The sequence below is a fragment of the Streptomyces sp. CNT360 genome (assembly GCF_000424785.1).
The window spans coordinates 148,374-159,614 of record NZ_KE384246.1 but is presented as its reverse complement, the minus strand read 5'-3'; the positions used below and the strand labels follow the sequence as shown (position 1 = coordinate 159,614).

Genomic DNA, 11,241 nt, shown 5'->3' with positions numbered 1-11,241 from the left:
TGCGCGGTCACCGGCACGACAACGGGGGCGGGCGGTACCGGATGCGCCATCCGGTACCGCCCGCCCCCGCGTCCACGGCCAGGACGCGTACGCATGCGCCTGCCTCGTCAGGCCGTGCCCGCTCCCGCGGCGCCCATCCGTGCGGTGAACTCCTCGGGCGTGCCCTCGTAGCCGCGCAGCAGCACCTTGTGGTACCACTCCCCCGACTCGCCGCGGACGAACTCCGCGACCGTCGCCGCCGTGGCGGTGGAGACGCCGCTCAGATCGCTCTCGGACAGCTCCTCGTATCCCTCGCGGATGTGGACTGCGGTGTTCTCGATCTGCCCGAACGTCTTGTGGCCCTCGTTCTGCTGGATGGCCACGCCGATCACGACGCGGGTGTAGTTCTCGGCCAGCCGGTCGAGTTCGAGGGTCATCACCTCGTCCGAGCCGAAGCCCTGACCGTCCTTGCTGTCCCGGTTCAGAATGATGGTGCCGTCCGGGGACCGGCTGTCGAAGTGGACGAGGTAGTCCGGCTCCCCGGAAGGGTCTTCGGCGGTGTAGGTACCGGCGACCAGATCGAGATCGTGATCCGGTTCCCCCAGGGGACTGGGATCCCATTTGAGGGTGACCTCCACCTTGCTGAGACCCTTGTTGATACTGCTCACCGTGCTCCCCTCCTCGTGCCGCTTCCTCGCGCCACCCTGCGGTCATCTTGGTGGCGTCCCCATCTTGCCACGTCAACGCCGCTCAGCTCAGGGGCGTTTACGGCCCCGCAGGCACGCCGGTGAACACTGTCGGCCCTCATCGCGGACGCCCCGGGGCGTCCGGCGGCCCCGGTGGACGGGCAGGCCCGATGAGGCGGCAGAGGGCATGACCGCCCGTGGCGGGGTACCCGGTGCGGATGAGTGACAAGGCGACCATTCCCAGAGAGGGCGAACTGCCGGGCGCCACCCCGGCGACCGACCTGACCGAACCGGTGGCCCACCTCGTGCGGGAGCAGTTGCGGTCGGTGGAGGACGAGGTCCGCGCCGAGGTGCGCGCCCGCCTCTCCGCCCGCACCTGGAAGCTCAACGCGGGTGCCGGGGCCGCCGCCCTGTACGCGGGCGGCGCGCTGGTGGTGGCGGTCGGTCTGCTGCTGGCCCTGGTGCTGCCCGGCTGGGCGGCCGCACTGATCGTCACCGCCCTGCTGGCGGCCCTTGCCCTCGCCCTGCGCGGCGCGGCACGGAGCGGCGGCAAGCGGCACCGGACTCCATCGGCGACCGACCCGGCGACGCCCCACGTTCCGGCCCCCGCTGCTGAGGCGCCGCCCGCCTCGGGGCCGGTTTCCGGCGCGGCTGCGGCACCGCAGCCAAGCTCTCAGCGGAGTCCGCAGCCGAACCCGGGGCCGACGGCGCCCGAACCGAGCGCGCCCCCGGCGTCGCGCCCCGAGCCGACGGGTCCCGCGACGCGCCCCGAGCCGGACGGCGCCGGGCACACACCCGCGACCTCGACCGGCCCCCAGGGCGACGCCGGGCCCGTGGCGCCGCCGCCCGAGGGTGCGGCGAGCGGCAAGCCGGTGCCGCCTCCGCCGCAGACGCCGCCCCGGCCCGCGCCGCCGACCGAGGGCACCCCCGCATCGGTTCCGCCGCCGCCCACGACACCTCCGGCCTGAACCAGGGGCCGCCCCTGCGCCTGTACCGACCGCCCGAACGGTACTTCTGGGCCCGGTTAAAAGGTGTGGGCCCGGTTGCCTGTTGCTCGGTACGGTCGCGGCCACGGCGACCGTGGCGGCTCCGGGGCGGATGGCGCCGGGCGTTCTTCGCCCCGTGCTCCTGGCCGGAACCCTCCTGTTGGCGGCGCCCCGACTGCTGCCGCCCGAGCCCCGTCCCGACCCCGCGCGGCTACGACCTGGCCGGTCCGGCAAGCGCCGCCGCCGCGATGCTGCTGCTCGCCTACGGCATCGTCCGGCTGGAGCGCCGCGGCGAAGAACTCGGGCCGACGCTCGGCGTGCTCGCCGCCGGGTCCGTGATGGTGGCGGCGTTCATCGTGATCGAACGGCGCGCCGACGCACCGCCCGTCCGCGATCAGTGCGCGCTCCCCGGCGGACCCTCGCACCAGCCTTGCCACCAGCAGCTCTCGAACGGCCAAGCCGCACAGGTGCATTGCGGCTGTTACGGGGCGGCGGGTGACGCCTGCCGCCCCGTAAGCTGGCGCGGCCAGGTGGCCGTGCCTCTCGGCTGTGTTGCCCTTCCGGCAGCCGGCGCGAGCCACTCGGCGGCAGTCCCGTCCGCCCAGGTCCGGAGGAAGCAGCCCGGAGGAGAACGGAGGAACCGGTCGTGACCCTGTTGCCCTTCGAGCGGCACTGCGCCGAGATCGTCGTCCAGACCGACCTGTTGCGGTCACACGTCGCGGGCGCGGACATGGCCGCCCCGGTGCGCTCCTGCCCCGGCTGGAACCTCGGTCAGCTTCTGCGCCACGTCGGCGGTGACCACCGGTGGGCCGAGGAGGTCGTACGCACCGAGGCCACCGGGCCTCTCGCGGGGGGCCTGGTCGACGACGTGTCCGCGTACACCCATGAGGACGGAGCCGTGCTGGACGGCTGGCTGGCCGACGGGGCCGGCACACTGGCCGTCACCCTGCGGCGGGCCGGGCCCGGCCGGAAGGTGTGGACACCGGCCGACGGGCAGGACACCGTCGGCTTCTGGGCGCGCCGGATGCTGTACGAGACGGTGGTGCACCGGGCGGACGCGGCGCTGGCGACCGGGACACGGTTCACGGTCAAGGAGGAGCTGGCGGTGGACGCCGTCGAGGAGTGGCTGGAGTTCTCGACGGTGCCCGAGGCGTTCGCGTCCCGTTCCGAGGAACCCGACGTGCTCGGGCCCGGCCGTACCCTGCACCTCGACGCGGACGGGGCGGGCCGCTGGAGGGTCGACCTCACCGGCACCCGGCCGCGGTGGCGGCGCGTGCCCGCCCGCGACGAGGCCGCCGTGACCGTGCACGCGCCGGTGACGGATCTCCTGCTGTGCCTCTACCGGCGGACGGCGCTGAGCGTCGAGATCCGCGGCGACCGGAAGCTGTTCGACCTGTGGCGGCGGCGCGCCGGTTTCTGGCTGGAGGCCTGACGCACCGGGCCACGGCCCCGCCCGCCCCGCGCAGGTCAGCCGTCGGCGCGGGACCGCTCCCGCAGCAGCGTCAGCAGCTCCTCCACGGTCGGTGCCTCGTGCAGCACCCGGCGGCCCTCGACGAGGAGGACCGGTCCCGTCGCGCTGCCGAGCTCCCGCGTGCGGGCGAGTTCGGCGTCCAGCGAGGCGGCGAGGTCCCGCTCCGGGCGTATCCCGGCCTCCGCAGCCGGCGCGCTGAGGACCGCCGTACCGGCGCTGTCGAGGCCGTCGGCGAAGGAGGCGCGGCGCGGCCGCTCGCGCCGGGCGGCCGGGCTGTGCCGTGCGGAACCGGCCCGCCTGGCAGGTGTGTCGGTCGGCTACGTCGTACGGCTGGAGCAGGGCCGGGCGGCCTCCCCCTCCGCGCAGGTGCTGGCGGCGCCGGCGCGCGGGTTGCGTCTTTCGGACGGCGAGCGGCGGCACCGGTTCCTGCTGGCGCGGCGCGCCGTACCGGGGGCCGGTTCGGTGCCGGCGCGCGTCCCGCCGGGCGTACACCGCCTGTTGGAGCAGATGCCGGCACGCCGGTCGGTGTGTTCGACGCGGCGTCGACGCTGCTGGACTGGAATCCGCGGTTCGCCGTGTTGCTGGGTGACCCCGCACCGCTGCGTGGGCGGGAACGCAACGTGCTGTGGCCGCACTTCACGGGGCGGCCCGGGCGTGTCCGTCTCGACGCGGCGCAGCGGGAGCGTTTCGAGGAGACCGCCGTCGCGGAGCTGCGGGCGGCGACCGCCCACCACCCCGCCGATCCGCAGCTGAGCGGCCTGATCGCCCAACTGCGCGCGGCGGGTGGCCGGTTCGCCCGGCTGTGGGAGGCGCACGCGGTCGGTGCGCACACCCGGGCGGCCCAGACGGTGGACCATCCCGAGGTCGGGCCCTCGCGCTCGACTGCGACGTGCCGGCCTCGCCCGACAGCGGGGCGCGGCTGGTGGTGTACACGGCGGCTCCGGGTGGCGAAGCGGCCGAGAAGCTGACGCTGTTGGAGGTGCTGGGTACGCAACGGAGGTGTGTCCGAGCCGGCGGGGAGGCACGTTGCGGGCTGCGTCCCTCGTCCGGCGGGACCCCTCGTGCGGCGGTGGAGGCAACGGGCGGTAGCGTGATCGACTCGATCATGGCAGGGGCCTCGGCTTGCGGCGGCGCGGACTCCGGCGCGTCCGTGCGAGGTCCCGGTAGGACGTCGCGAGGCCGGAACGGGGCGAGGGTGTACACGGTAGGCGAGCAGGACGACCACGAGGACGTCTTCCCGGTCATCGAGCACGAGGGCGACGGCCCCTGGCAGGCCCCAGCCGACCTGGAGCGGCGGCTCCACAAGCTGTCCGAGGTCGACGAGAGCTACACCTATCTGCGCGCGCTCGCACACCACGGGGTGTACCACCCCATGCGTATCGAGCAGACCACGCGCGATCCCGCCGAACGCGAGTTGTTCACCAGCGAGATCACCGGCTCCGACGGTGTCGTGCGCACCATCGCGCAGGTCTACACGGACGGGGTGCTGCCCCCTCCGCACCCCTACCTCGTCTACGAGTTCGTCACCCTGGGCACCCTCGCGGACATCGTGCCGCCGGAGGTCGACGTGCTGGTCGTCAACGCGGCGACACCGTGCCAGGTGATGTTCCAGGTGGACGACGAGGAGCGGGAGGTGTGGTCGGACCTGCACGAGGAACTGTTCGATCCGCACGCCCTGCTCAACCGCGTCGTCACCCGGTACACGGGGGCGCCCGGGACGGGACCGCTGCTGCACGGCCTGGCCTGCGGCGCCCACCTGTGCTACTACAACGGCGACCCCTGGAACACCCTCGACTGGCACGGCGCCGGGTACAGCCAGGAAGTCAAGCGGCTGACGGAGTTCTGGGGGGTCTCCAGCCGTGCGGACTGGCTGGAGATGCAGCAGACGCTGCTGAAGTGCGAGGTCAGCCCGTGGTATTGGGACTTCGTCCTGGGCGCCCGGCTCGCGCTGCGCACGGAGCAGGGCGGTCGCGGGCCGGTGGACGCCGGGCTGTGGCGGCAGAGCGTGGAGACGACCCTGCGGCGTGCCGTCCAGCCGCCGGACGAGGCGGAGTTCGCCTCCTTCGTCACCGAGATGCGCGAGCTGGTCGGCAAGATCCTTCGGTACGAGGCGCGGTTCCGCGCCGACGGTCTGCTCGGACCTGACGAGACGGTGCGGACGATCGCCGCCTGGGATCTGGGGCGCGGCTCGAAGATGGCCCGCTGGGGGCGCGGAGCCCGCTACGCGACCCGCGCCGAGATGTACGACGCCCTCCAGCGCGTGAGTGCGGGGGTGCGCGCCACCTACACGTCCTGGGCCGAGTTCTCGGCGGCGTACGTGATGGGCCGCTGCCTGCACTTCGACGACGAGCACTTCGGCGACTGGTACACCTCCGTGCTGGAAGCCCACGACGTACTGACGCGCCACCCGCGCAGCCCGTGGAGGACGGTCCCCTTCCAGCTGCCGGGGTGAGAGCGCCCGGCAGCGGCCGCTAGCGGTCCGCGTCCCCGGGGGCCTCCAGTACGGCTGCGACCGCCTCGATCTCGACGAGCTGGCCGGTGTAGCCGAGGACGGTGACGCCCATCAGGGTGCTGGGGACGTCGTGGTCGCCCATCGCGTCCCGGTAGACCTCCCAGGCGGCGACCAGGTCCTCCTGCCGGTCGGAGGCGACCAGGACCCGGGTGCTGATCAGGTCGGCGAGCCCGGCGCCCGCCTCGCCGAGCGCGGTGCGCAGGTTCTCCACCGCCAGGGCGGCCTGCCCCGCGTGGTCGCCGACGGGGGTGACCGTTCCGTCGGCGTCCAGCGGGCAGGCGCCGGCGAGGAAGACGAGGCGGGCCTCGGCGGGCGCCGTGGCCGCGTAGGCGTACTCCGCCACGTCGGACAGGGCTCGGGACCGGATCAGGGACACGGCGCGCGGCATGAGGCTCCTCGTTCAGGTGACCGACTGGCGTCGGTGGTCGGCTGGACGGGGAGCAGCTCAGCGTGTCGCCGGTCCGGCCGCAACCTGTTTTCGTCGCGACCGGCGTACGGCCCCGGGGCTCAACCGCGGGCCGGGGTCAGCTGCTTGAGACGTCCGATCAGCTCCGCGTCGCAGAAGTCGAAGAAGCTGCGCGGGTCGGGGCCCGCGTTCATCAGGACGAGGCGGTCGTAGCCGGCGTCGGTGAAGGGCTTGGCGACCTCCTCGAAGCGCGCGGGGTCGTTGCCGCAGGCGAAGCGCTGGCGGATGTCCTCCTCGCGCACCTGCGCGGTGGCGGCCTCGAAGTTGACCGGGTTGGGCAGCTCGCTCATGACCTTCCAGCCGCTGAGCGCCCAGCGGAAGTAGGTGAGCGCCGACTGCGCCCCCTCGCTCTCGCTTCCGGCGTACGCCACCGGTACCTCGGCGTAGCCGGGGCCGGTGCCGCCGGCCTCGCGGTAGTGACGGACGATCTCGGGCTTCTCCTCGGTGGCGAAGAGGGCGTCACCCAGCTCGGCAGCGATCCGGCAGGAGGCGGGGCCGCTGGCGGCGACGGCCATCAGGGGCTGCTCGGGCGGCAGGTCGAAGACCCGGGCGTCCTCCAGCCGCAGGTGGGTGCCCTCGTAGGAGCGGTAGCCGCCCTGCCACAGCAGCCGGATGATCTCCAGCGCCTCACGGAACATGGCGTGCCGTTCGGAGACGGCGGGCCAGCCGCGGCCGGTGACGTGCTCGTTCAGCCGTTCACCGGAGCCGACACCGAGGACGAAGCGGCCCTCGGAGACCAGCGCCATGGTGGCCGCGGCCTGGGCGACGATGGCCGGGTGGTAGCGCATGCTCGGGCAGGTCACCCCGGTGACCAGCCCGATGCGCTCGGTCTTGGCCGCGATGGCGCCCAGCACGCTCCAGGTGAACGCGGAGTGCCCCTGCTCGTCGAGCCAGGGATGGTAGTGGTCGCTCATCTCGACGAAGTCGAAGCCGGCGGCCTCGGCGGCGACGGCCTGCCGGATCAGTTCCTGGGGCCCGTACTGCTCGGTGGCGAGCTTGTAGCCGATCTGCATGTGCTGCTCCTTGGTCGCTCTCCTTCCACGGGTACCTCCGCCGCCTTCCGCGCATACCCACCGTCCTTCGGGCGGCGGGGGTGCATCCGGGGCTCCCGCGCGGCAGGGCCCGTGGCTCCGCGGGCGGCAGCGGGTGTGACCCGGCGGATGCGGGGAACCGCGGGGTATCGACGCCTCCGTTCCGAGGACGGGTACCAGGCGCGAGCAAGCCGCCGCGAAGGAGGCCGGTGATGGACGCACTCACGGACCTGTCGGTGCTGGTGACAGGCGGTTCCCGCGGGCTGGGCCTGCTGCTGGCCCGGCAGTGCGTGGAGCGCCGCTGCGATGTCACCGTCGCGGCCCGCAACCAGCAGGAGCTGGACCACGCGGTGGAGCTGCTGCGCCGCAGAGCGCGGGACAACCGCGTGACCGGCCGGGTGTGCGACGTCACCGACCGGGAGGCCGTGCACGAGCTGGTGGAGCGGACCGCGTCCCAGCAGGGTGGCCTGGACGTGGTGCTGGGCAACGCCGGGAACATCCAGGTGGGACCGGCGGAAAAGGCGGGCACGGAGGCGTTCCGCGGCGCGATGGAGACGATGTTCTTCGGGGCGCTGCACACCTCGATGGAGGCGCTGCCCCATCTGCGGGAGAGCCCGGCGGGCGGGCGGCTGGGGCTGATCGGCTCGGTGGGCGGGCTGCTGCCGGTCCCCCATCTGCTGCCGTACTCGTGTGCGAAGTCGGCGATCGCCGCGCTCGCCGAGGGGCTGCGCGCCGAGCAGTCGGAGCACGGGGTCAGCATCACCGCGGTCCACCCGGGTCTGATGCGCACCGGCTCGCACAACCAGGTGGAGCTGTCGGGCGACACCGGCAAGGAGTACGCGTGGTTCGCCACGCTCGCGGGCCTGCCGGGGGTGTCGATGGACGCGCTGAGCGCCGCCGAACGCATCGTCCGCGCCGTGGAGCAGCGCCGCACCCGGGTGGTGCTCACTCCGGCCGCCCAGCTCGGCGCCAAGGCGTACGGGATCGCCCCGACGCTGGTGACCCGCACCAACGAGCTGGTGGCCCGGGTGATGCCCGGCCCGGAGCAGTCCGACAGGTCCGGCCGCTCCCGCTGGCAGTCCGTGGTCAGCGCGCTCAACGACCGCGCGGCACGCCGCCTCAACCAGAACAAGACCAGCACGCAGACGGGCTGACCGACCGCGCCCCGGCCGCACCATGGCCGCGCGCGGCCCGCACCCGGGCCACCGCCCGGCGCAGCCCGTACGACACAAGGAGGCTTCCGTGAGGGCCCTGACCTACCAAGGCAAGCGCAACGTCAGCGTCGAGGACGTTCCCGACCCGGAGATCTCGCAGCCCGACGACGTCCTCGTCCGGGTGACCACCACCGGGATCTGCGGCTCGGACCTGCACCTGTACGAGGTCCTCGGCCCGTTCCTCGACCAGGGGGACGTGCTGGGACACGAGACGATGGGCGTGGTCGAGGAGGTCGGCCCGGAGGTGGCGGCGCTCTCGCCGGGTGACCGGGTCGTGATGCCCTTCAACGTCAACTGCGGCACCTGCTGGATGTGCGAGCAGGGTCTCCAGTCGCAGTGCGAGACCTCGCAGGTGCGCGAGTACGGCAGCGGCGCCGCGCTGTTCGGCTACAGCAAGCTGTACGGGCAGGTGCCGGGCGGCCAGGCGGAGTTCCTGCGGGTGCCGTTCGGGAACCATCTGCCCATCAAGGTGCCGGACGGGCCGCCGGACGAGCGCTACGTCTACCTGTCGGACGTGCTGCCGACCGCCTGGCAGGCCGTCGCCTACGCGGACATCCCGCAGGGCGGCAGCGTCACCGTGCTGGGCCTGGGCCCGATCGGTGACATGGCCTGCCGGATCGCGCTGCACCGGGGCGCGGGTCAGGTCATCGGCGTCGACCTGGTGCCCGAGCGGCTGGAGCGGGCCCGCGCGCGGGGCGTGCACACGCTGGACCTGCGCGAGCACGACGACATCGGCGCCGCCGTGCAGGAGCTGACGCACGGACGCGGCACGGACGCGGCCATCGACGCGGTCGGCATGGAGGCGCACGGCGCGCCGGTCGCCAAGGCGGCGCACCAGGCCGTCGGGCTGCTGCCGGAGGGTCTGGGCCAGAAGCTGATGCAGCGGGCCGGGGTCGACCGCCTCGCGGCTCTGCACGCCGCCTTCGATGTCGTGCGCCGCGGCGGCACGGTCTCGCTGTCCGGGGTGTACGGGGGTGCGGCGGACCCGCTGCCGATGCTGAAGATGTTCGACAAGCAGATCCAGTTGCGCATGGGCCAGGCCAATGTGCACCACTGGGTGGACGACATCATGCCGCTGCTCACCGACGAGGACCCGCTGGGTGTCGACACCTTCGCCACCCACACCCTCCCCCTGGAGAAGGCCGCGGAGGCGTACGGGACCTTCCAGCGCAAGGAGGACGGCATGGTCAAGACGGTCCTCAAGCCCGCGGCGGCCTGATCCCGGGCCCCGCGGGGAGAGCCACGGTCCCGCCCGGGTCCGGCCGGTGAGCGCCCGCCGGCTTTCGAGGAGGCCCGCCGACAGGCGGCTGGAGTCTCAGGCCCAGCGGGCGAGCAGGGCCGCGCAGTAGGCGTCGACGCCCATCGTCGGGGGCGGCGGGACGGGTGGGTGGATGGCGTGCACGAGGTCCGCCACGTCCCGGTCCCAGGTGCGCATCGGCAGCCACGCGGCGACGTGGGCCTGCTCCCGGTCGGTGCCGGGGCGGCCGCTGCCGCCGACGTCGTGCCGCATCCGGGGGCGCTCTCGGCCGTCGGGTCCTGTGCCGTGCTCGACCACGTGCCGGGTGAAGGTCGCCGCGACGGACCGCAGGTCGTGTTCGTCGAAGACCGGCGGCAGCAGTCCGGGCGGCTGGCCGTGGTACAGGTGCAGGAAGTCCAGGTCGATGAGGGCGTGGGTGACGTCCTCGGGCACGGTGACGGGCGCGTAGGCGGGGCGGTAGGCCGAACCGTCCGACTCGGGACTGCCGGTGGCCGTCCAGCCGCTGTGCACCCGGCCGAAGCTGGGCCAGTACGGCCACGTGGCGGCCTCTTCCGTGCGGGTCAGGTCGGCGCGCAGGGCGTGCGCCATGGCGGCAGCGCGCTCGGCGTGTTCCTCCTCGCCGGTGAGCGCGGCCAGGTGCACCAGGGTGCGGCCCATCGCCAGGAACTCGTTGGTGGGGAGCTCCGCGCCCGCGAACGAGACCGGCTCCTGCGCCGGCCAGCCGTAGCAGCCCCGCCGGTCGGTCCCGGTCAGCCACTGGTGGTCGTGGGCCCGCACGGCCTGCACCACCGCGTCCAGGTACGCGTCGAGGCGGGCCCGCACGGAGTCCGGCACGGCACGGGAGGCGGGATCCTGGCGGGCCAGCCGGACGAGACCTGCGATCGGGTAGGTGATCATGCCGGTCTGCGCCGCGAGGGCCACCCGGGCGGGGCGGACGGGGTAGGTGCCGGGCTGCACCCGGCGCGGCGGAACCGCCCCCGGGCGCAGCCCGGTCCGCAACTGTCCGCCGGACCGCTCCCCCGCAGCGACGAGCCGTCCGGTGACCGCACTGCGCTGCTCGTACGCCGCGTAGAGCACCCGGTCGGCGCGGCGCGGGTCGGCGGGGTCGAGGCTGAGGCCCTCGACGGTGAACGGGGTCCGCCCCGGGCCTTCCACCGTCACGGAGAAGCGGCCCTCGCTCCCTTGGGGGAGCACCGTGACCCGTGCGTCGAGGGCGCGCGGCGGGCAGACGGTCACCTCCAGGGCGATCTCGCCGGACTCGTCGGGGAGGCGGGCGGTGGCGGCGGTGAACTTGCCCGCCGTGGACCACACCGGGGCGCTGCGCCCGCTGTGGTCGGCGGTGCCACGGATGTCGTCGCGGGCGTCCAGCACCCGGTCGACGAGGTGCGCCAGTCGGGTGGCGTAGGCGGGGTTTCCCGTCCGCTCGGCCATCAGCAGGTAGCCCTGCATCCGCCACGAGGTGCCCCAGCCGATCGCGCCCGTCTCGTTGTCGGCCGGGACGCCGCCGGTGGCCGAGTCCCGGGTGAGGACGTCCTCCACCTGCTGGAAGGCCCGCTCGTGGGCGCGGTGCCGACGGGCACGCGTGGGGAAGGGAAGCCGTCGCTGGGGGCGGGGGTGGCCGGGCATCACACTCATACA

At 73.9% G+C, this 11,241-nt stretch carries 11 protein-coding genes and 1 pseudogene; 8 read left to right on the top strand and 4 right to left on the bottom strand.

Annotated features, from left to right (window positions below):
* Positions 1-107: 107 nt before the first annotated feature.
* Positions 108-647: a TerD family protein gene (locus H297_RS0131430; RefSeq protein ID WP_027740273.1), complete on the bottom strand. Its 540-nt coding sequence runs from the start codon at positions 645-647 to the stop codon at positions 108-110.
* Positions 648-883: 236 nt separating this feature from the next.
* Between H297_RS0131430 and H297_RS43885 the strand changes: the two genes are divergently transcribed.
* From H297_RS43885 to H297_RS0131405, 6 genes and pseudogenes are all read left to right on the top strand, one after another.
* Positions 884-1,633: a phage holin family protein gene (locus tag H297_RS43885; RefSeq protein ID WP_078514929.1), complete on the top strand. Its 750-nt coding sequence runs from the start codon at positions 884-886 to the stop codon at positions 1,631-1,633.
* A gap of 266 nt (positions 1,634-1,899) precedes the next feature.
* Positions 1,900-2,301, top strand: coding sequence for a hypothetical protein (locus H297_RS0131420; RefSeq protein WP_027740272.1), 402 nt, complete (start codon positions 1,900-1,902; stop codon positions 2,299-2,301).
* Positions 2,298-3,083 carry a maleylpyruvate isomerase family mycothiol-dependent enzyme gene (locus tag H297_RS0131415; protein ID WP_027740271.1) on the top strand — a complete coding sequence of 262 codons (786 nt, stop codon included), beginning with the start codon at positions 2,298-2,300 and terminating at the stop codon, positions 3,081-3,083. The genes H297_RS0131420 and H297_RS0131415 overlap by 4 nt, the downstream gene beginning before the upstream one ends.
* A 159-nt stretch (positions 3,084-3,242) precedes the next feature.
* A pseudogene (locus H297_RS44720) lies at positions 3,243-3,482 on the top strand (hypothetical protein); the annotation flags it as partial.
* A 167-nt stretch (positions 3,483-3,649) separates the two neighbouring features.
* A complete protein-coding gene (locus tag H297_RS44715) occupies positions 3,650-4,090 on the top strand; it encodes an MmyB family transcriptional regulator (protein WP_051352339.1) in 441 nt (146 codons plus the stop codon).
* A 227-nt stretch (positions 4,091-4,317) separates the two neighbouring features.
* Entirely contained in the window at positions 4,318-5,574 is a 1,257-nt protein-coding gene (locus tag H297_RS0131405; RefSeq protein WP_027740344.1) for a DUF1266 domain-containing protein, read from the top strand.
* Between the two features lie 19 nt (positions 5,575-5,593).
* Here the strand turns inward: H297_RS0131405 and H297_RS0131400 are convergent, their stop codons facing one another.
* Positions 5,594-6,022, bottom strand: coding sequence for a RidA family protein (locus H297_RS0131400; RefSeq protein ID WP_027740270.1), 429 nt, complete (start codon positions 6,020-6,022; stop codon positions 5,594-5,596).
* 119 nt (positions 6,023-6,141) lie between these two features.
* Positions 6,142-7,113, bottom strand: a complete 972-nt coding sequence (locus H297_RS0131395) for a TIGR03557 family F420-dependent LLM class oxidoreductase (RefSeq protein WP_027740269.1) — start codon at positions 7,111-7,113, stop codon at positions 6,142-6,144.
* Between the two features lie 230 nt (positions 7,114-7,343).
* Here H297_RS0131395 and H297_RS0131390 point away from each other — a divergent pair, with 230 nt between their 5' ends.
* Together H297_RS0131390 and H297_RS0131385 are read left to right on the top strand one after the other, a co-directional pair.
* On the top strand, positions 7,344-8,285 hold the full coding sequence (locus tag H297_RS0131390; RefSeq protein ID WP_027740268.1) for an SDR family NAD(P)-dependent oxidoreductase: 942 nt from the start codon (positions 7,344-7,346) through the stop codon (positions 8,283-8,285).
* 88 nt (positions 8,286-8,373) lie between these two features.
* Positions 8,374-9,564, top strand: coding sequence for a zinc-dependent alcohol dehydrogenase (locus tag H297_RS0131385; protein ID WP_027740267.1), 1,191 nt, complete (start codon positions 8,374-8,376; stop codon positions 9,562-9,564).
* Positions 9,565-9,660: 96 nt separating this feature from the next.
* On the opposite strand, the gene H297_RS0131380 is transcribed toward H297_RS0131385, so the two are convergent.
* A complete protein-coding gene (locus H297_RS0131380; protein WP_158693782.1) occupies positions 9,661-11,238 on the bottom strand; it encodes a hypothetical protein in 1,578 nt (525 codons plus the stop codon).
* Between the last annotated feature and the right edge of the window lie 3 nt (positions 11,239-11,241).

Excerpts from the sequence above, each read along its gene's own strand:
- H297_RS43885 (WP_078514929.1), top strand. The coding sequence starts at position 884 with ATGAGTGACAAGGCGACCATTCCCAGAGAGGGCGAACTGCCGGGCGCC.
- H297_RS0131395 (WP_027740269.1), bottom strand. The coding sequence starts at position 7,113 with ATGCAGATCGGCTACAAGCTCGCCACCGAGCAGTACGGGCCCCAGGAA.
- H297_RS0131420 (WP_027740272.1), top strand. The coding sequence starts at position 1,900 with ATGCTGCTGCTCGCCTACGGCATCGTCCGGCTGGAGCGCCGCGGCGAA.
- H297_RS0131390 (WP_027740268.1), top strand. The coding sequence starts at position 7,344 with ATGGACGCACTCACGGACCTGTCGGTGCTGGTGACAGGCGGTTCCCGC.
- H297_RS0131380 (WP_158693782.1), bottom strand. The coding sequence starts at position 11,238 with ATGAGTGTGATGCCCGGCCACCCCCGCCCCCAGCGACGGCTTCCCTTC.
- H297_RS0131400 (WP_027740270.1), bottom strand. The coding sequence starts at position 6,022 with ATGCCGCGCGCCGTGTCCCTGATCCGGTCCCGAGCCCTGTCCGACGTG.